This is a genomic window from Mycobacterium sp. (genome assembly GCF_029961025.1).
Classification (GTDB): Bacteria; Actinomycetota; Actinomycetes; order Mycobacteriales; family Mycobacteriaceae; genus Mycobacterium.
In genome coordinates this window covers 43,837-63,969 of sequence record NZ_JASBVP010000016.1, presented here as the reverse complement: position 1 = coordinate 63,969, position 20,133 = coordinate 43,837, and the positions used below count along the sequence as shown (strand labels likewise).

Here is a 20,133-nt window from a genome sequence, read left to right as displayed (position 1 = left end):
CCGCAAATGACGATCAACTACCAGTTCGGTGACGTGGACGCCCACGGGGCGCTGATTCGCGCCCAGGCCGCCGCCATGGAGGCCGAGCACCAGGCCATCATCCGGGATGTGCTGGCCGCCGGGGATTTTTGGGGCGGCGCGGGCTCGGCGGGCTGCCAGGAGTTCATCACCCAGTTGGGGCGCAACTTCCAGGTGATCTACGACCAGGCCAACGCCCACGGCACCAAGGTGCAAACCGCCAGCGCCAACATGGCCAGCACCGACAGCGCGGTGGGCGCCAGCTGGGCCTGACCGCGGCGGGCACCGCACAGCCCCCCGACGGCCCCGCCGCGGCGAGCGCGCCACCACAGCGCCAACCACAACACTCGCCGCGGCGGGCGCCTTTCCAGCACCGGGGGGCGCGCACCCCCAACACGCCCACAACACCCAAACAACACCAAACACGAAAGCAAACACGAAAGAAGGAACACCCCCATGTATGTGATCCGGCTGCTTGACGGGGCCGAAATCCACGAAACCAAAGGCGATGTCTTCGACTTGAACCCGGCCACCGGTGTGGTGACGATCTCGCGCGTGGACGGCTTCGAGGAAACCACCACCCACTACTCACCCAGCGCCTGGCAGTCGGTGACCCACCGCGTGGAACGCAGCGTCGTCCCGGCCTCACCCTGGCCGATGGTGACACCACAAACCTTCACCCTCTAAAACCCAGGCAAAAACACAACCACACACCCTGACAACCGGGCCGATTGATGACACCCATCAATCGGCCCAACCATCATCACCACCACCGCCAAACGATGATCGCCGATGGCCTCGTTATCGGCACTATTTGGAAACATATTGCCGCATAGAGCCTTTGGGTGTTCCCGCTGGTGCTGTTCAGGACTTTCCCACCAGGCCCAGGCTGATTCGCCGCTATCGCTCCGCGTGGCCATATCCGTGGCTGGAACCTTGGTGTTCCAGGTCTAGGATGTCACGCGAATAGGCAATACAATCCCTTGCGACGATGCTGAGATTTCGCAAAAACCGTGTCCTGTGGAGCCTGCCGGGCGTGCCGGTGAGAGTCGGGCCAAGCCGGACCGAAATGAACGCTCGGTGAGCGCAGCATGAACGGATGCCAGAACCGAAGTGAATTGATAGCCAATCGCATTCCTGACGCGTCAGGCGAAACTATCACGGTTGCAACGGTCTGCGGCATACCGGAAAAAAGAGCATCCGATGCACACGCTGAGTGTCGCTGATTTCGCCTTGCGTCTGGCGGTTGGGCTGGGCTGCGGTGCGCTCATCGGGGTCGAACGACAGTGGCGGGCGCGGATGGCCGGGCTGCGCACCAACACCTTGGTGGCAACGGGAGCGACCCTGTTCGTGCTCTACGCCGCCGCCACCAATGACAGCAGCCCCACCAGGGTCGCGTCTTATGTGGTGTCCGGTGTCGGGTTTCTCGGTGGCGGGGTAATCCTGCGTCAAGGCTTTACCGTTCGCGGGCTCAATACCGCGGCCACCCTGTGGTGCTCGGCCGCAGTGGGGGTGCTGGCCGCGGGCGGGCACCTGGCGTTCGCATTGATCGCCACCGGGACCATCATCGCCGTGCACTTGTTGGGGCGCCCGCTGGGCCGGTTGATCGACCCCGACAACCCCGTCGACGAAGACGAGGAACAGCAGCCTTACCAGGTGCAGCTGGTTTGCCGACCCAAGTCCGAAAAATACGCGCGGGCTCAGATCGTGCAGCACACCAGCGCGAACGACCTCATCTTGCGTGGTATTCACACCGGACGCGCCGACGATGAAAACGTTGTCCTGACAGCGCATTTGCTCATGGACAGTCATGCGCCGGCCCGCCTTGAGCGTCTGGTCGCGGAACTTTCCCTACAACCGGGAATTTACGCGGTGCACTGGTACGCGGGCGACCCGACCGACACGCCGCCGGCGTCACCGGGCTGACGTCGGCGCATCGTCTTGGGCGGCTGGCGGGAACATACCGGAGCGGAATCGGCCATTGAACCCAAGTCCAGCGTTTCGAAAGCCCACCAGGAAAAGCCTAACCCGGTAGGCTCACCGTTGTCGTGCACAACCGACGACGCTGGCCGTCAGCAGGTTGTAACCTGCTGACGAGAAGGGAATTCCCATGGGAGACACGCTTACTCAAGGACACAAGCTGGTAAAGGGAGAATCGCTTACCTCCAATAACGGTGCCTACACACTCACCCTGCAAGACGACGGCAACCTGGTGCTGGCGGTGCGCGGCAGGGCGATCTGGGCGACCGGGACCAATGGTCAAGACGTGGTGCGGGCCGAGGTGCAGCCGGACGGCAACTTCGTCCTTTACACCCGGGACAAGCCGGTGTGGGCCACGAATACCAAGGGCAAGAAGGACGTCCGGCTGATCCTGCAGGACGACCGCAACCTGGTGCTTTACGCCGCTGACGGGCCGGCATGGTCGACCAAGACCGAGACCGACGCCCCGCCGCCGCCACCCGAAGCCGAATCCGCGGCCGCCGAGGCGGCGCCCGGCGCCGCCGAGCCGGCCCCCGAACCCGAGGCCCCGCCACCCGCACCCGAGCCCGCCGCGCCCCGAACCTACACCGTCATCGCCGGCGACACCTTATGGGCGATTGCCGAACACTTCTACGGCGACGGCAGCAAATACCAGGTGATCGCCGACGCCGGCGGCATCGCGAACCCGGATCTGATTCACCCCGGACAGGTACTCACCATTCCCTAGACGCACCATTTCCGAATACCGGAGGACCGCGGCCACTCGGGCGGGCAGAACGGACCCGGCAGCTGTGCCGGTACGGGCTGCCTGAGGCGCTAACGTGTGGAAGTGTTATCCCGGTAGCTGTTCGGCCGGGCGCAGCGCCCGCCGCGAGGGAACGAAGTCGATGATGGGCCGCCCGGCACGGTATGCAGTCGCCGCCGGACTGGTTGCGATGCTCGCGGGCGCGGTGTCACCGATTCCGGCCCGGCCCGATGCCGTGCCGGTGTTCCCGGGAATGGAAATCCGCCAGGGCAATCAGGTGTGCACCCTGGGTTATGTCGATCCGGGGCTGAAGGTCGCCTTCACCGCGGGGCACTGCCGGGGCGGCGAGCAGGTGACCGACAAGGACGGTCAACTCATCGGCCACCTGGCGACGTTCCGGGACAACACGCCGAGCGGTTCCACCGTGGCCGGTGATCAGTTGATCGCCGACTACGAGGCGATTGTGCTGGTTGACGACGTGATGGCGAATGACATCCTGCCCATCGGGCGGCCGCTGGAGTCCGAACCGGGTCTGATGGTCGCACCCGGGGAAGCCGTCTGCCATTTCGGGGTCATCACCGGCGAGAGCTGCGGAACCGTCGAACGCGTCAACAACGGGTGGTTTACCATGGCGCACGGCATCGTCAGCCAGCAGGGTGACTCGGGCGGACCGGTGTATGTCCCCAACGGGGCCGGTGCAGCCCGGATCGTCGGAATCTTCAACAGTGTGTGGGGTCAGTTTCCCGCGGCGGTGTCCTGGCCGACGGTCTCTCAGCAGGTCCGTGAGGACGTCGGGATGTTGGCCGGGTTGCGCAAGGCGCCCACGTCCTAGCGGCCCTTGAGAGCGGTGGGCCGGCAACAGGTCGGGCGTCGCGCGTGCGTGGCGACGGACCTGGAAGTGTGCCATGGGTAGCCGCGAAAGTGCGGTCAGCGACGCGTTTCCCGAGTAACGCCGTCGCCACCGGCACTCTCGCACCACCCTCGTGATCACCCCACGCCACCACAGCACAAACCAGGTTGGCAATGGCGGACCACGCGGCTAGCGCCGGGCGCGGCGTGGCGGCGGTTACACCCGTGCCGGCTCTTCCTCGACCCTGGCCAGCCGCCACTCGCCCTTGCCGAGCAGCGTCAGCATGTGACCGTGGTGCTGCTCGAGGGCGCGCCGGTGGCTGACACTGACGACGATGCAGTCCGGCAGTTCGGTGCGCAGCAGGCGGTAGAGGGCGTACTCCAGCCCTTCATCGAGCGCGGAGGTGGCCTCGTCCAAAAACACGGCTTTGGGTTTGGTGAGCAGCACCCGGGCAAAAGCGACGCGCTGCTGTTCACCGGGGGAGAGCACCTTGGCCCAGTCGGCATCCTCGTCGAGGCGATCGGCCAACGGGGCCAGCGCCACCTTGGCCAACACGTCACCCAGGGCGTCGTCGGAGATAGCGCCGGGCGGGCTCGGATAGGACACCACCGCGCGCAGGTTGCCCAGCGGCAGGTACGGCAGCTGGGACAAAAACATCGTCTCGTGGTCGCCCGCGGGGCGGCGCATCGTCCCCGACGTGTACGGCCACAACTCCGCGAGGCTGCGCAGCAGTGTGGTTTTCCCGCTCCCGGAGGGGCCGGTGATCACCAGCGATTCCCCCGGCTCGAGGCGGATGTCGAGGGGATCGATCAACCGCCCGCCGGTGGGTGTGCGCACCTCGACACCGTGCAACTCCACGGAGCCGTCGCGGCTGGCCGAGGTGGTCAGGACCGGCAGTTTGCGACCCCGAGCGTTGGCGTCGACCAGGCCGTGCAGCCGGATGATCGCCGCCCGGAAGGCGGCGAACGCGTCGTAGTTGTTGCGGAAGAAGGACAACGACCCCTCGATGTTGTTGAACGCCATCGCGGTCTGGGTGACATCACCAAACTGGATCTTTCCGGCGAACAACCTCGGTGCCTGGATCACCCACGGCAAAGGCACGATTATCTGGGTCATCGACCAGTTCCAGCCGTTGAATCCGATGGTGCGACGCACGTAGCGGCGGTAATTGTCGATGATGGGGGTGAAACGTTGCCACAACTGCGAGCGCTCGGCTCGCTCGCCACGCCAGAAACCCACGGCCTCAGCGGAATCCCGTAACCGCACCAGGCTATAGCGGAAGGCGGCGTTGAGCATTTCGTTGCGGAAGCTCAACCGGATCAACGGGCGCCCGATCCAAAACGCGATGATCGTCGCCGCAAGCACGTACACCAGGACGGCCCAGAACATCGCCCGGGGTATGTCAACGGTGAAAATGGTCAGCCGTCCGGAGAGATTCCACAAGATCGCGGTGAACGAGATCACCGATACCACCGATTGCACGGCACCGAACAGCAGCGTGCTTTCCGTTCCGTTCGACGGAATGTTCGGCGTGCCACCGGCGCCCGCGGTGAAGATGTCGATGTCTTGCTGAATACGCTGGTCGGGGTTGTCAATAGTGTTGTCGATGAATAGATCTCGATAATAGGCGTGGCCGTCCAACCAGTCTTTGGTGAGGTGGTCGGTCAGCCACACCCGCCATGCGATGATGAAACGTTGCGTCAAATAGATATCAGCCATCACTCGGGCCACGAAGATCGCCGCCAGCACGCAGAAAATCATTAGCGACATCCAAAATCCGTGGATTCCAGAGCGTTTCACGTCGTCGTTTCCCATCGCCAAACCCTGGACGGCTTTTTGCACGGCGGTGCTCAGGTCGTTGCCCTGGTAGCTGAGCAGCACGTTCAGCCGAACCGCCACGATGACTGACAACAACAGCACGCCGAGCATCAGCCACACACCGACGGCATGCGGGCCGCCGGTGAAGTAGCCGCGGGTGATCCGCCAGTACTGCCGGCCCCATCGCGTGGCATACCGGAGCGCAACCAGCACCGCGAGAACGCAGACCGCGCTGATCGCCCACGCCTGGGCGATCCACCACAACGAGTCGCCCAGCGCGTGGCCCCAGTCGATGGACGGTGTGAACGGCTTTGTGCCCAACTTCGATGTCTCCTCGTGGCCCGGGCGTCAACGCGGCGCCCCATGATCATCCAGTGGCGAAGGTACCCGAGGGCCACGGATAGGCTGCGGGAATGACCGCCGACATCGCACCTACCCAGACCATGCACGCCGGCCGGCTCATTGCGCAGCGGCTGCGGGCCAGTGGGGTGGACACCGTCTTCACCTTGTCCGGCGGCCACCTGTTCGCCATCTACGACGGCTGTCGCAGCGAGGGGATCCGGCTGATCGACACCCGCCACGAACAAACCGCGGCTTTTGCCGCCGAAGGCTGGTCCAAGGTGACCCGGACCCCCGGGGTGGTGGCGCTGACCGCCGGGCCCGGTGTGACCAACGGGATGAGTGCGATGGCGGCCGCTCAGCAGAACGCCTCCCCGCTGGTGGTGCTCGGCGGCCGGGCGCCGGCGACGCGATGGGGCATGGGGTCGCTCCAGGAGATCGACCACGTAGCGTTCGTCTCGCCGGTGGCCCGGTTCGCAGCCACCGCGCAGTCCGCCGGCGACGCCGGCAGGCTGGTCGACGAGGCGCTGCGGGCGGCGGTCACCGCGCCATCCGGTGTGGCGTTCGTCGACTTCCCGCTGGACCACGTGTTCTCGCTCTGCGATGCCGACCCCCGCCCCGGCGCGCTCACCGGCCCGGCGCCCGCACCGGCCGCCGACGAAGACGCTCTCGACCGCGCCGCAAGTCTCCTGGCCCGGGCGCGCCGGCCGGTGGTCATGGCCGGCACCAACGTCTGGTGGGGCCGCGCGGAGGCGGCGCTGCTGCGGCTCGCCGAGCAACGGCAAATACCGGTGCTGATGAACGGAATGGCCCGCGGTACGGTACCCGCCGATCACGAGTTGGCGTTCTCGCGAGTACGGGCAAAAGCATTGGGGCAGGCCGATGTCGCCCTGGTGGTCGGAGTGCCGATGGACTTTCGGCTGGGCTTCGGAGGGGTGTTCGGCTCCCAGACCCAGCTCATTGTCGCCGACCGCACCCAACCCGCTCGCGAGCATCCGCGGCCGGTGGCGGCCGGGCTCTACGGTGACCTGCCGGCGACCCTGGCGGCCCTGGCCGACGGCGGCCGGGCCGGCCACCCGAACTGGCTCGAAGACTTGCGGGAGGCGGAGACCGCGGCGCGCGACCTGGAGCGGGCCGAGATGTCCGATGACCGGATTCCGCTGCACCCCATGCGGGTCTACGCCGAGCTGGCGCCGCTACTGGACCGCGACGCGATCGTGGTGATCGACGGCGGCGATTTCGGCTCGTACGCGGGCCGGGTGATCGACAGCTACCTGCCGGGATGCTGGCTGGATCCCGGCCCGTTCGGGTGCCTCGGCTCCGGGCCGGGCTACGCGCTGGCCGCCAAACTGGCCCGCCCGGACCGCCAGGTCGTGCTGCTGCAGGGAGACGGCGCCTTCGGGTTTTCCGGCATGGAATGGGACACCCTGGTCCGCCACCGCGTGCCGGTGGTCTCGGTGATCGGCAACAACGGCATCTGGGGCCTGGAGAAGCACCCGATGGAGGCGCTCTACGGCTATTCGGTCGTTGCCGAACTGCGCCCGGGAACCCGCTACGACGAGGTGGTGCGCGCCCTGGGCGGCCATGGGGAGCTGGTCACCGCCCCCGCGCAGCTTCGACCGGCGCTGGAACGCGCGTTCGCCAGCTCCCTGCCCGCCGTCGTCAACGTGCTCACCGACCCCACCGTGGCCTACCCGCGCCGATCCACCCTGGCCTGACCGGCCGGCTCGGCGCTCCGCCCGCCGGCCCGCGTACCGTTGTTTTGTGCCCAAGACCACCAGCGTCCTGCCGGGGCGTCTGAGCGGCCGATTCTGGCGGCTGCTCGGCGCCGCCACGGAGAAAAACCTCAACCGTTCCCTGGCCCAGGTGAACGCCGCGGCGGAATTCGGCGAGCAGGCCGCCGATCTTGATGACGAGCAGCTACGCAAAGCGGCCCGGCTGCTGCGGCTGGACAATCTCGCCGAATCCCCCGATATTCCGCAGTTCCTGGCCATCGCCCGGGAGGCCGGCGCGCGGGCCACCGGGCTGCGGGCGTTCGACGTGCAGTTGCTGGGTGCGCTGCGGATGCTGGCCGGTGACGTCATCGAAATGGCCACCGGGGAGGGCAAAACCCTGGCGGGCGCCATCGCCGCCGCCGGGTACGCCCTGGCGGGCCGCCATGTGCACGTGGTCACCATCAACGACTACCTGGCCCGACGCGATGCCGAATGGATGGGTCCGTTGATCGAGGCGCTGGGTCTCACGGTCGGCTGGATCACCGCCGAATCCACCGCCGAGGAGCGCCGCGGCGCCTACGCCTGCGACGTCACTTACGCCTCGGTCAACGAGATCGGTTTCGACGTGTTGCGGGATCAGCTGGTTACCGACGTCGCCGACCTGGTGTCGCCCAACCCGGATGTGGCGTTGATCGACGAAGCCGACTCGGTGCTGGTCGATGAGGCGCTGGTGCCGCTGGTCTTGGCCGGCACCACCCACCGGGAGACGCCGCGGGCGGAGATCATCCGGTTGGTGGGGGAGCTGGTCGGCGACAACGACGCCGACAAATACTTCGCCACCGACTCCGATAACCGCAACGTGCACCTCACCGAGGCCGGGGCGCAGCGGCTGGAGGCGGCCCTGGGCGGCATCGATCTGTATTCCGAGGAGCATGTCGGCACCACGCTGACCGAGGTCAACGTCGCGCTGCACGCCCACGTGCTCTTGCAGCGCGACGTGCACTACATCGTCCGCGACGGCGCGGTCCAGTTGATCAACGCGTCCCGCGGGCGCATTGCCGCGTTGCAGCGCTGGCCGGACGGCCTGCAGGCCGCGGTGGAGGCCAAGGAGGGCATCGACACCACCGAGACCGGCGAGGTGCTGGACACCATCACGGTGCAGGCGCTGATCAACCGCTACCCCACGGTGTGTGGCATGACCGGAACCGCGCTGGCCGCCGGTGAGCAGCTGCGCCAGTTCTACCGGCTCGGCGTGTCCCCGATACCGCCGAACACCCCCAACATCCGCGAGGACGAGCCCGACCGGGTCTACATCACCGCCGCCGCCAAAAACGACGCCATTGTCGAACACATCGTCGAGGTGCACCAGACCGGACGGCCGGTGCTGGTGGGCACCCGTGACGTGGCCGAATCCGAGGAATTGCACCGGCGGCTGCTGCGTCGCGGGGTGCCCGCGGTGGTGCTCAACGCCAAAAACGATGCCGAGGAGGCTCGGGTGATCGCCGAGGCCGGCAAATTGGGCGCGGTCACGGTGTCCACCCAGATGGCGGGGCGGGGCACCGACATCCGGCTGGGTGGCTCCGACGAGGCCGACCACGACCGGGTTGCCGAGCTGGGCGGGCTGCACGTGGTCGGCACCGGCCGCCACCACACCGAGCGGCTGGACAATCAGTTGCGCGGTCGGGCCGGCCGTCAGGGCGACCTCGGCTCGACGGTGTTCTTCTCCAGCTGGGAAGACGACGTCGTCGCGGCCAACCTCGAGCTGCCCAAGCTGCCGCGGCAGACCGACGAGAACGGCCGGGTCACAAGCCCTAAGGCGGCGGGGTTGCTCGACCATGCCCAGCGCGTCGCCGAGGGCAAACTGCTCGATGTCCACGCCAACACCTGGCGCTACAACCAGTTGATCGCCCAGCAGCGCGCCATCATCGTCGAGCGCCGCGACGCCCTGCTGCGCACCCCCGCCGCGCGCGAGGAACTCGCCGAGCTGTCGCCCGAACGCTACCGGGAGCTCGCCGAGAGCCTGCCGGAAGATCGGCTGGAAAAGATCTGCCGGCTGATCATGCTCTATCACCTTGACCGGGGGTGGGCCGATCATCTGGCATATCTGGCCGATATCCGGGAGAGCATCCATTTGCGCGCACTGGGCCGGCAGAACCCGCTCGATGAGTTTCACCGGATGGCGGTCGACGCGTTCGCGTCCCTGGCCGCCGATGCGATCGAGGCCGCCCAGCAGACGTTTGAAACCGCGAACGTGCTGGACGACGAGCCGTGGCTGGACCTGTCCAAACTCGCCCGGCCCACGTCAACGTGGACCTACATGGTGCGAGACAACCCGTTGGCCGACGACGCGCTGTCCGTGCTGAGCCTGCCCGGGGTATTCCGCTAAGGCCTGATTGCTCATGGAGGCCGGGCCCGCGCACGACCGGGTGCTGACGGTGCCCAATGCGCTCAGCGCGGTTCGCCTGGCGCTGATCCCGGCGTTGGTCTACGCGCTGCTGGTCGTGCACGCCGATGCGTGGGCGGTGGCGATCCTGGCTATCAGCGGTGTCTCCGATTGGGCCGACGGCAAAATCGCCCGGGTCCTGGGCCAAGCCTCCAGCCTGGGGGCGCTGCTGGATCCGGCCGTCGACCGGCTCTATTTGGTGACCGTCCCGATCGTGTTCGGGGTCCGCGGCCTGGTTCCGTGGTGGATTGTCATCACGCTGCTGGCACGCGACGGGTTGTTGGCCACGACCCTGCCGGTGCTCCGCCGCCGCGGACTGACGGCGTTGCCGGTGACCTACGTCGGCAAAGCCGCGACCTTCGGGCTGATGGCCGCCTTCCCCCTGATCCTGCTGGGTCATCTCGGCGGGGTGTGCAACCGGGTGCTGCTGGCCTGCGGGTGGGCGGCGTTGATCTGGGGCCTGTATATGTATCTGTGGGCGTTGGTGTTGTACGCGCTGCAAGTGGTCGCGGTCGTGCGGACGATGCCCCCGGTGACCGCCGGTGACCGCGGGTGGCGTGGCCACCGGGAACCCGGGGGCGAGCAACCGCGTGCGGGGAAGGGCGGATAACGGTGGCTGACCCGGAGCGGATGCTTGGCGGCTATGGGCTATGACCGGGCCGCGATGCGCACCGGGCCGCCCGACCGCGGTTCGTCCCGGTGCCCTCAGCGTTGCCGCCCCGCTGTCGCGGCGCCCGGACCAGCACCCAACCATGAGCCAGGAACCCGCTTCACCGGCCGGGGCACCGTCCGGCAATGAGCACACGCGGCGGGCCGGAGGGCGATGCAGCAGGCAGACCGGGTGGACGTGACCGCCTTGCGACAACCGAAATCGCACCAATACGCTCAGCCCGTCAAGTGAGTAACGCCGACCCGAACAGGAGCGCCGTGACCAACATCCCGCCCGACCTCTACTACACCGCCGAACACGAATGGGTGCGTCGCACCGGCGAGGACACGGTGCGGGTCGGGATTACCGATTTTGCGCAATCGGCACTCGGCGACGTGGTGTTCGTGCAGCTGCCTGAAGTCGGCACGCAAGTGACGGCCGGCGAGTCGTTCGGTGAAGTGGAGTCGACCAAGTCGGTCTCCGATCTCTACGCACCGGTCACCGCGAAAGTGGTTGCCGTCAACGGCGATCTGGAAACCAGCCCGCAGCTGGTGAACTCCGATCCCTACGGGGCGGGCTGGCTGATCGACCTGCAAGCCGATGGTGACTCCCTCGAGCGGGGCATCGCGACCCTGTTGGACGCGGAGGCTTATCGCGGCACGCTGAGCGAATGAGCAGCGCAGCATCGGTGAGCCGCCGATCGTGTGGTGGTGGGCACATTGCCGGGCGGTGCGCGGTACGGTCGACACATCGGCAGCACAACCCAGGGCGAGCCGGTCCGGCGAACCGGCAGACAACGCCGACGCGGTCAGTAAGGAGCAGCGGGTGACGGAAAAGAAAGACAGCGACCAGACCTCCGACGAAGTCACCGTGGAGACGACCTCCGTTTTCCGCGCCGACTTCCTCAGCGAGCTGGAGGCGCCCGCGCAAACCGGCGTCGAAAGCGCGGTGTCCGGGGTCGAAGGACTGCCGCCGGGCTCAGCGTTGCTGGTTGTCAAGCGGGGGCCCAACGCGGGCTCGCGCTTCCTGCTTGACCGGCCGACCACCTCGGCCGGCCGGCATCCCGACAGCGACATCTTCCTCGACGACGTCACCGTGAGCCGTCGCCACGCCGAATTCCGATTGGAGAACAACGAGTTCCATGTCGTCGACGTCGGCAGCCTCAACGGCACCTACGTCAATCGCGAGCCGGTTGACTCGGCGGTGCTGGCCAACGGCGACGAGGTGCAGATCGGCAAGTTCCGGCTGGTGTTTCTGACCGGCCCGAAGCCCACTGACGATCAGGGATCCGCGCACTAGTGACCGCGCCCGACACCCCCGCACTGGCCGGGATGTCGATTGGGGCGGTCCTAGAGCTGCTGCGCCCGGACTTCCCGGATATCACGGTCTCCAAGATTCGTTTCCTGGAGGCTGAGGGGCTGGTGACACCGCGGCGTTCCGCGTCGGGGTATCGGCGGTTCACCGCGTACGACTGCGCGCGATTGCGCTTTATCCTCACCGCTCAACGGGATCACTACCTGCCGCTGAAGGTGATCAAAGCACAACTCGACGCCCAGCCCGACGGTGAACTGCCCCCCTCCGCATCGCCTTATGGGGCGCCCCGATTGCTGCCGGTGGCCGGCAGTTCGCACGCGGGCGCCGGATCCGAGGCCGCGGCGGTGGCACCCACCCGCCAGCGGCTGAGCCGGGAAGACCTGCTGGCACGCTCGGGGGTGGACGATGCGCTGCTGACCGCACTGCTGAAGGCGGGGGTGGTCACCACGGGTCCGGCCGGGCTTTTCGACGAGCAGGCGGTTGTCATCCTGCAATGTGCGCGGGCGCTGGCCGAGTACGGTGTCGAGCCGCGGCACCTGCGGGCGTTTCGCTCGGCGGCCGATCGGCAATGCGATCTGATCGCGCAAATCGCCGGGCCGGTGGTCAAGACCGGCGCGCGTGACCGTGCCGATGATTTGGCGCGTGAGGTCGCCGCGCTGGCCATCACCTTGCACACGGCGCTGATCAAGTCGGCTGTTCGCGACGTACTTGACCGCTGAGGGCTAGACTTCGTTTGACGGCTTGGTATTCGACGGTTCGGTGACCACGCCGCACCGCGACGCCAGGACAGACTCGGACAGGCAGCATATGCGGAGGGCAGAGATGGGTGAAGTTCGCGTGGTGGGCATTCGCGTCGAGCAGCCGCAGAACCAGCCAGTGCTGCTGCTGCGCGAGGCCAATGGAGACCGGTATCTGCCGATCTGGATCGGCCAGGCGGAGGCCGCAGCCATCGCGCTCGAGCAGCAGGGCGTGGAGCCGCCCCGGCCTTTGACGCATGACCTGATCCGCGATGTTATTGCCGCGCTTGGGCATTCGCTTAAAGAGGTGCGGATTGTCGATTTGCAGGAGGGCACTTTCTACGCTGATCTGATCTTCGACCGCAACATCAGGGTGTCGGCACGGCCGTCGGATTCGGTGGCGATCGCGTTGCGGGTCGGTGTCCCGATCTACGTGGAGGAGGCGGTGCTCGCCGAGGCCGGCCTGCTCATCCCGGAGGCAACCGACGCGCAGTCCGGCGGCGCCGTTGGAGAGGACGAGGTGGAGAAGTTCAAGGAGTTCCTCGACAGCGTGTCACCCGACGATTTCAAGGCCACCTGACGGCGACGCCGCCGAACCACGTCGTCGCCACATCACGGATGTGTCTCAGCTGCGACCGTGAAGTCGACACGCCTCGCGGATCGCGGTGAGCGACCCGCAGGGTCGCCATACTTGGAGGGCGACGATGAGCGGATGGCTCGTCGGAAAGCGTATGCTCTCAAGCACTCGGGCCTGAGCAACTGCCGGGGCAGCCGGTGATATTGAGCGCGATCGGCGAGAGGAAGCACCGTGGGCGAGCAACCACATCAAGACCAGCTCGGCTTTGCTGACCACCCGGATCCCGCACCCGCCCCCGGACCCGAGGACACCGCGGCCGGCCGAGACGGCAGCACCCCGGCCCCGGGCGGGCCCGTGCAGGAGGGCCTGTTCCCCGACGACTCGGTGCCCGACGAGCTGGTCGGCTACCGCGGCCCGAGTGCCTGCCAGATCGCCGGGATCACCTACCGCCAGCTGGACTATTGGGCGCGCACCTCTCTGGTCGTGCCGTCGATTCGCAGCGCGGCCGGCTCCGGCAGCCAACGGCTGTATTCGTTCAAGGACATCCTGGTCCTCAAGATCGTCAAACGGCTGTTAGACACCGGCATCTCGCTGCACAACATCCGGGTCGCCGTCGACCACCTGCGTCAGCGCGGCGTCCAGGACCTGGCCAACATCACGCTGTTTTCCGACGGCACGACGGTATATGAGTGCACGTCGGCGGAGGAGGTCGTCGATCTGCTGCAGGGCGGGCAGGGGGTCTTCGGTATCGCGGTGTCCGGTGCGATGCGCGAGCTGACCGGCGTCATCGCGGACTTTCCCGGCGAGCGCGCCGACGGCGGTGAATCGATCGCAGCCCCCGAGGATGAGCTGGCGTCGCGGCGCAAGCACCGCGACCGCAAGATCGGTTGAGGACGGCGGTCACGGTCGGCGACCGGGCATCGGCCCTGCCGGCACCACCGGCTGGGTAGAATCGGCCTCGCATCGCCCTGGGGCGGGAGAGTTCCGTGACGGCCAGTCACGGACGCCGAAGGAGCAGCACCTCTCCGTCAACCTCTCAGGCACCCGGACCGCACCAGATTTCGATGCCTCTGGAAAGCGGCGGCCCGCCCGTCCGGGTCGCCCGCCGATGGGGAAAGACCATGGGCCAGTGGTCGAATCTCTCAGGCGCCCGGCGCGGGTAGACGACAGAGGGAGAGGAACACAGCCAGCTGCGGTTCCACCCTGACGTCAGGAGTCCCGATGGTCGACCCCCACGCCGTCACCGCCCCGCGCGCGTTCGCCGACCGGCATATCGGCCCGGGCCGCGAGGATATCGCGGCCATGCTTGCCGTCATCGGGGTCGACACCCTCGACGACCTGGCGGTCAAGGCGCTGCCCGCCGACATCCTCGACACCCCCACCGAGACCGGCGTAGCGCCCGGTCTGGAGCTGCTGCCACCGGCGGCCGACGAAGCCCAAGCGCTGGCCGAACTGCGCGCGCTGGCCGATGAGAACACCGTCGCGGTGTCGATGATCGGCCAGGGCTTCTACGACACCGTTACGCCACCGGTGCTGAGGCGCAATATTGTGGAGAACCCCGCCTGGTACACCTCCTACACGCCCTACCAGGCGGAGATCAGCCAGGGCCGGCTGGAGGCGCTGCTGAACTTTCAGACCATGGTGTCCGACCTCACCGGCCTGGAGGTCGCCAACGCCTCGCTGCTCGACGAGGCCAGTGCGGCGGCCGAGGCGATGACGCTGATGCACCGCAGCGGGCGGGGCGCATCGAACCGGCTGGCCGTCGACGTGGATCTGTACGCCCAGACGGCAGCGGTGCTGGCCGGCCACGCCGAGGCACTGGGCATCGAGATCGTCACCGTCGACCTGCGTGACGGCCTCCCGCCGGGGGAGTTCTTCGGTGTCATCGTCCAGCTGCCGGGCGCCAGCGGCCGGGTTAGCGACTGGTCCGGGCTGGTGGCGCAGGCACACGACCGCGGCGCGCTGGTCGCCGTCGGCGCCGATCTGTTGGCGTTGACGCTGATCACCCCGCCCGGAGAGATCGGGGCCGACGTCGCGTTCGGGACCACGCAACGGTTCGGGGTGCCGATGGGATTCGGCGGCCCGCACGCCGCGTATCTGGCGGTGCGCGCCGCCTACACCCGACAACTGCCCGGCCGGCTGGTGGGGGTTTCCGTTGATGCCGACGGGGCGCCGGCCTACCGGCTGGCGTTGCAGACCCGCGAGCAGCACATCCGCCGGGACAAGGCGACCAGCAACATCTGCACCGCACAGGTGCTGCTCGCGGTTCTGGCCGCGATGTACGCCAGCTACCACGGTGCCGAGGGCCTGACCGCCATCGCGCGCCGGGTACACTCGCACGCCCGTCACCTGGCGGGCGGGCTGGCCGGGGCCGGCATCGAGGTGGTTCACCCGGCATTCTTCGATACCGTGCTGGCCCGGGTTCCCGGGCGGGCCGCCCGGGTGCAGGCCGCCGCCAAAGAGCGCGGGATCAACGTGTGGAAGGTGGACGAGGATCACATCTCGGTCGCCTGCGACGAGACCACCACCGATGAGCATGTCAGCGCCGTGCTGGCGGCGTTCGGGGCCGGGCCGGCACGGGAGTTTCACGGCCCGGATATCGCCACCCGCACCTCGGAGTTTCTGACCCACCCGGTGTTTACCAGTTATCGCACCGAGACGTCGATGATGCGCTACCTGCGCACCCTGGCCGACCGAGACATCGCGTTGGATCGCAGCATGATTCCGCTCGGCTCGTGCACCCTGAAACTGAACGCCGCCGCCGAGATGGAGCCGATCACCTGGCCGGAGTTCACCCGGCTGCACCCGTTCGCCCCGGCCTCCGACACCGTGGGGCTGCGTAAACTCATCGACCAGCTGGGCACCTGGCTGGCGCAGCTCAGCGGCTACGATGCGGTCTCGCTGCAACCCAACGCCGGCTCGCAGGGTGAGTACGCGGGCCTGCTGGCGATCCGCCGCTACCATGCCAGCCGCGGTGAACCGCACCGCGATATCTGCCTGATTCCGTCGAGCGCACACGGCACCAACGCCGCCTCGGCGGCGCTGGCCGGTTTGCGGGTGGTCGTGGTCGCCTGCCGCGACAACGGCGACGTCGACCTCGATGACCTGCGGGCCAAGATCAACGGGTACCCGGGCCGGGTGGCGGCGCTGATGATCACCTATCCGTCCACCCATGGCGTCTACGAGCGCGACATCACCGCGATCTGCGCGGCCGTGCACGACGCCGGCGGGCAGGTCTACGTCGACGGGGCCAACCTCAACGCGCTGATCGGGCTGGCGCGGCCCGGGAAATTCGGCGGTGACATCAGTCACCTCAACCTGCACAAGACGTTTTGCATCCCGCACGGCGGTGGTGGCCCGGGCGTCGGGCCGCTGGTGGCGCGTGCGCATTTGGCGCCGTTTCTGCCGGGTCATCCCTACGCTCCGGAGTTGCCGTCGGGCCGCCCGGTGGCCTCGGCGCCTTACGGGTCGGCGTCGATCCTGCCGATCAGCTGGGCCTACATCAGGATGATGGGCGCTGCCGGCTTGCGGGCAGCCTCGCTGACCGCGATCGCGTCGGCGAACTACATCGCGCGCCGGCTCGACGAGTACTACCCGGTGCTGTACACCGGCGCGAACGGGATGGTCGCCCATGAGTACGTTTTGGACCTGCGCCCGCTCACCAAGGCGACCGGCGTGACCGTCGACGATGTCGCTAAACGGCTGGCGGACTACGGCTTTCACGCACCAACAATGAGTTTTCCGGTGTCCGGAACGCTGATGGTGGAACCCACCGAGAGCGAGAGCCTGGCCGAGATAGACGCCTTCTGCGAGGCGATGATCGCGATCCGCGGCGAGATCGACAAAGTGGCGGCGGGGCAGTGGCCCGTCGACGACAACCCGCTGCGGGGCGCACCACACACCGCCGACTGCCTGCTGGTGACCGAGTGGGATCACCCGTATACCCGGCAAGAGGCCGCCTACCCGCTCGGCAAGGCCTTCCGCCCGAAGGTGTGGCCGCCGGTGCGCCGCATCGACAACGCCTACGGTGACCGCAATCTGATCTGCGTGCGTCCGCAGGCGTCGTCCTACGCCCGGCAGCTCAGCTGAACCGCCGGGCGATCGCCCCCGCGATCGCCTCGGGGGCGTCCTCCTGGATGAAATGCTTGGCGTCGGCCAATTCGACGAGGACGTGGTCGGGGAAGGCGGCCCGGATCCGCGGAATCATCGCGGCGGGTCGAAACGCCGGATCCTTCATGCCCCAGACCAGCAGGGCGGGCTTGTCGCCCAGCGCGGCGAGCACTTCCCGGGCGAGCCGTTCCAAAAGCGGCCGGGCCGCCAGGATCTCCTTGGGCATGCGGGCCACACCCAGCCGCTCCTGGGGGCCGGGTTGGGCCGCCCGATAATGCGCCATCACCGCAGCGCTGAGCCGGCGGCCGGTGCCCGCGGGAATCAGTCGTTCGACGAAGAAATTGCGCTGCACGATCGCATACTGCATCGGGGGGCTGGACATCAGGGTGGCGAAGGCCTTCATCGCCAGCGTGTCCGCCGGCCAGAACCAGGTGTTGCCCAAGACGATGCCGCGCACCCGATCCGCCCGCGCCACATCGACCGCCAAGCTGATCGGCCCGCCCCAGTCCTGGCCCATCGTCAGATAGCCGTCCAGGCCGAGATGGTCGACCAGTTCGCCGACCACCCCGGCATGCTCGGCGACGGTGTATCCGAATCCCGCGGGCCGCTCGGACAATCCGAAACCCAGGTAGTCCGGTGCGACACAGCGGAAGCGCTCGCGCAGCGCGATGATGATGTCGCGGTACAAGAAGCTCCAGGTCGGGTTGCCATGGCACAGCAGGATCGGTGGTCCCGGGGAGTCGGCCGGTCCCTCGTCCACATAGTGCAGGCGGCCCCTGGTGCTGTCGAACCAGCGTGACACGAACGGATACAGCCGGGGATCCGGGGTGAAATCGACACTCATCGCGCTCCTCGATGCCGCTGCGATGCGATGCTAGCAGCGAACGGCGCCGGTGCCGCCCGGTCGTGATCGACGCGACGGGGTGCGGGGCGGCCGCTATCGTGGCGGCCCTCAGCTCAAAAAGCGGGCCACCGTGGCGGCCAGGTCCGGGGAGTCCGAGGTCGCCAGGTTCTGGTAGCCGCCGCCACTGAGCTGGGCGACCGCTTCCCAGGTCGGCCGGTCGGGGTCGCTGCCGAAGTCGATGATGTTGACCGCCACCGGTTTGGCCGGGTCGGCGCTCTGGCGGATGAACTCCTGCAGACCCGGCCCGTCGAGGGTGCGGTCGGTGTGTGGTCCCGCGGTGACGACCAGCACCGAATTGGGGCGGTCGGGCTGGAAATTGGCCAGCGCGTCGCGGTACACCAACCGCAAAGTGGTGAGCGACACCGCCCCACCGGGTGCCGAATGCTGATTGTCCAGCGTGGAGAGCAGCGCCTCCGAGCGTGGCCGACCGTGGATCGGCTCGTCCAACGGCCCGCTGGGCACCTCGGTTCGGCCTTCGATGCCGTCGAAGGTCCATAACCCGATCACCGAAGTCGCCGGCAGCGCCTTAATCCGGTCGTCTAGTGCGGCAATCACATTGGCCAGCCGACTGTGGCCGCCCTCCTGGGTGACCATCGACTGGTCCAGCATGATGATGACGGCCGGGCCGGTTGCCGGGGCGGTCAGCGCAGCGGCCAGGGTGGCGCGCAGCGGATCGTCGCCCACCGTCAGCGTCGACGGCAGCGCCGCGAAACTGGTGACGTCGCTGCTTGGTGGTTTCACGCCGGGCACGCGAAAGCCGGCCTTGGCCAGCACCGCGAGTTGGTCGGGCTTGCGCATGAACCGGGCAAACGCGCTGGCGGCGGTGACCTGCTCGGGTGATAACCAGGAGCCGGCCAGCAGCACCGTCGGATAGTCGGCGACGGCGACCGGTCCGGGCGGCAGCCAGGAGCTCAACGTGCGTTCGGCGTCGGGGGTCGACCGGGCGCGCTGGAACAGCTGCTGCTCGGTGGTGACGACCGCGTGCACCGGAGCGGCGGCCGGATCCCCGGGCGCCAGCAGCGTGTTCATCGCCGCCGCCAAAGACGTGTCCGGCAGTTTGGGTTGCGCATCAACCAGGGCGCGCACCGCCCCGGTCCCGGTGGTCGGTGGGGCCCCGGGAGGCGCCGATGCCGCGGCCACCGCTTCGGCCGCCAGGAAGGCGGCGTCACCGTTGCCGCTGACCGGCAGGGCCAACCGCAGCGAGCCCCACCCCGGCAGGCCCAGAGCGGTCAACGCCTCGGGTGTGGTTTGCAGCCCGGGCAGCGTCGCCCACGTCTGCCGGGAGAGGGCGCGGCGCAATTCGGGCCGCACCGCGAGCAGCACCGGCGAGCTGGCCAGCGAGCGGCTGTCGCTGACGGTTTGCCGGCCCGCGGCGGCGGTCAGCCGCGCCGTCGCTACCGAGCTGGCCGGGATCCACAGCGCGGGACGGGCGCCGAGGTCGGCCGGCCAGTCACCGGTGAAACCGTTGACGACGGCGTCGGAGCCCGCGGGTTTGACGCTCACCATGACGCAGCGGTCACCCACCGGGGTTGCCGAGGCGTTGTACCGTTCGGCGAATTCCTGAACCGTCTCGGCAATGGCGGGGTCGGCGATGACGGCTACCGTCTCTTTGCCGCCGAGGCAGCGCCCCGCGGCCAGGTGGGAACGGGTCGACAGCACCGTCCCGAAGAACCGCCAGGCAATCACCGCCGCCACCACCAGGACCACGGCAACCAGGGCGGCGATCACCCCGACACTGACCCCGCGCGGCCCGCCGTCGCTGCGGTGGCCGCCGCGCCACGGCGCACCGCCCCGATGGCCGCCACCGGCCCGCGCCGGCGTCGCAAACGGCTCCTCGGCGGGCCCCGCAAAGTCGGGATACTCCTCGCAGGCTTCGCCGGCCGCATCCCCGGGCTCGGGCATGCTGTGCCTACCCATGCCGGTGTCTGAATCCT

Annotated in this window: 17 protein-coding genes, 1 pseudogene and 1 riboswitch; of the genes and pseudogenes, 15 read left to right on the top strand and 3 right to left on the bottom strand. The window is 68.0% G+C overall.

The window, feature by feature from the left end:
• The first annotated feature begins 6 nt into the window (after positions 1 to 6).
• From QJR12_RS16475 to QJR12_RS16455, 5 genes are all read left to right on the top strand, one after another.
• On the top strand, positions 7 to 291 hold the full coding sequence (locus tag QJR12_RS16475; RefSeq protein ID WP_300579498.1) for a WXG100 family type VII secretion target: 285 nt from the start codon (positions 7 to 9) through the stop codon (positions 289 to 291).
• 183 nt (positions 292 to 474) lie between these two features.
• Entirely contained in the window at positions 475 to 705 is a 231-nt protein-coding gene (locus QJR12_RS16470) for a hypothetical protein (RefSeq protein WP_300584390.1), read from the top strand.
• A gap of 516 nt (positions 706 to 1,221) precedes the next feature.
• Entirely contained in the window at positions 1,222 to 1,944 is a 723-nt protein-coding gene (locus QJR12_RS16465) for an MgtC/SapB family protein (protein WP_300584389.1), read from the top strand.
• Positions 1,945 to 2,128: 184 nt separating this feature from the next.
• Positions 2,129 to 2,725: a LysM peptidoglycan-binding domain-containing protein gene (locus tag QJR12_RS16460; protein WP_300584387.1), complete on the top strand. Its 597-nt coding sequence runs from the start codon at positions 2,129 to 2,131 to the stop codon at positions 2,723 to 2,725.
• A gap of 160 nt (positions 2,726 to 2,885) precedes the next feature.
• The gene (locus tag QJR12_RS16455; RefSeq protein ID WP_300584385.1) at positions 2,886 to 3,575 is read left to right on the top strand and encodes a hypothetical protein; all 690 of its coding nucleotides are present in this window, start codon (positions 2,886 to 2,888) and stop codon (positions 3,573 to 3,575) included.
• Between the two features lie 234 nt (positions 3,576 to 3,809).
• Here the strand turns inward: QJR12_RS16455 and QJR12_RS16450 are convergent, their stop codons facing one another.
• Positions 3,810 to 5,732 (bottom strand): ABC transporter ATP-binding protein/permease, encoded by a 1,923-nt coding sequence (locus QJR12_RS16450; protein WP_300584382.1) that lies wholly within the window; start codon positions 5,730 to 5,732, stop codon positions 3,810 to 3,812.
• 92 nt (positions 5,733 to 5,824) lie between these two features.
• Here QJR12_RS16450 and QJR12_RS16445 point away from each other — a divergent pair, with 92 nt between their 5' ends.
• From QJR12_RS16445 to gcvP, 10 genes and pseudogenes are all read left to right on the top strand, one after another.
• Positions 5,825 to 7,468, top strand: a complete 1,644-nt coding sequence (locus QJR12_RS16445; protein WP_300584380.1) for an acetolactate synthase — start codon at positions 5,825 to 5,827, stop codon at positions 7,466 to 7,468.
• Positions 7,469 to 7,514: 46 nt separating this feature from the next.
• Complete coding sequence (gene secA2, locus QJR12_RS16440) at positions 7,515 to 9,851, top strand: accessory Sec system translocase SecA2 (RefSeq protein ID WP_300584378.1); 2,337 nt, start codon at positions 7,515 to 7,517, stop codon at positions 9,849 to 9,851.
• A gap of 13 nt (positions 9,852 to 9,864) precedes the next feature.
• A complete protein-coding gene (locus tag QJR12_RS16435; RefSeq protein WP_300584376.1) occupies positions 9,865 to 10,518 on the top strand; it encodes a CDP-alcohol phosphatidyltransferase family protein in 654 nt (217 codons plus the stop codon).
• A 201-nt stretch (positions 10,519 to 10,719) separates the two neighbouring features.
• Positions 10,720 to 10,809 (top strand): annotated as a pseudogene (locus QJR12_RS16430) (hypothetical protein); the annotation flags it as partial.
• A gap of 26 nt (positions 10,810 to 10,835) precedes the next feature.
• Positions 10,836 to 11,231 (top strand): glycine cleavage system protein GcvH, encoded by a 396-nt coding sequence (gcvH, locus tag QJR12_RS16425; protein ID WP_300584373.1) that lies wholly within the window; start codon positions 10,836 to 10,838, stop codon positions 11,229 to 11,231.
• 151 nt (positions 11,232 to 11,382) lie between these two features.
• The gene (gene garA, locus QJR12_RS16420; protein WP_300584370.1) at positions 11,383 to 11,856 is read left to right on the top strand and encodes a glycogen accumulation regulator GarA; all 474 of its coding nucleotides are present in this window, start codon (positions 11,383 to 11,385) and stop codon (positions 11,854 to 11,856) included.
• Positions 11,856 to 12,590, top strand: a complete 735-nt coding sequence (locus tag QJR12_RS16415; protein WP_300584368.1) for a MerR family transcriptional regulator — start codon at positions 11,856 to 11,858, stop codon at positions 12,588 to 12,590. The genes garA and QJR12_RS16415 overlap by 1 nt, the downstream gene beginning before the upstream one ends.
• 103 nt (positions 12,591 to 12,693) lie before the next feature.
• Positions 12,694 to 13,188: a bifunctional nuclease family protein gene (locus tag QJR12_RS16410; protein WP_300584408.1), complete on the top strand. Its 495-nt coding sequence runs from the start codon at positions 12,694 to 12,696 to the stop codon at positions 13,186 to 13,188.
• A 228-nt stretch (positions 13,189 to 13,416) separates the two neighbouring features.
• Positions 13,417 to 14,076 (top strand): MerR family transcriptional regulator, encoded by a 660-nt coding sequence (locus QJR12_RS16405; protein ID WP_300584366.1) that lies wholly within the window; start codon positions 13,417 to 13,419, stop codon positions 14,074 to 14,076.
• A gap of 73 nt (positions 14,077 to 14,149) precedes the next feature.
• A riboswitch (glycine riboswitch) is annotated at positions 14,150 to 14,247 on the top strand.
• Between the two features lie 159 nt (positions 14,248 to 14,406).
• The gene (gene gcvP, locus QJR12_RS16400) at positions 14,407 to 17,274 is read left to right on the top strand and encodes an aminomethyl-transferring glycine dehydrogenase (RefSeq protein WP_300584365.1); all 2,868 of its coding nucleotides are present in this window, start codon (positions 14,407 to 14,409) and stop codon (positions 17,272 to 17,274) included.
• On the opposite strand, the gene QJR12_RS16395 is transcribed toward gcvP, so the two are convergent.
• Entirely contained in the window at positions 17,267 to 18,139 is an 873-nt protein-coding gene (locus tag QJR12_RS16395; protein WP_300584363.1) for a haloalkane dehalogenase, read from the bottom strand. The two genes, gcvP and QJR12_RS16395, sit on opposite strands and share 8 nt — an antisense overlap.
• Before the next feature lie 108 nt (positions 18,140 to 18,247).
• Positions 18,248 to 20,116 carry a substrate-binding domain-containing protein gene (locus QJR12_RS16390; RefSeq protein ID WP_300584361.1) on the bottom strand — a complete coding sequence of 623 codons (1,869 nt, stop codon included), beginning with the start codon at positions 20,114 to 20,116 and terminating at the stop codon, positions 18,248 to 18,250.
• Between the last annotated feature and the right edge of the window lie 17 nt (positions 20,117 to 20,133).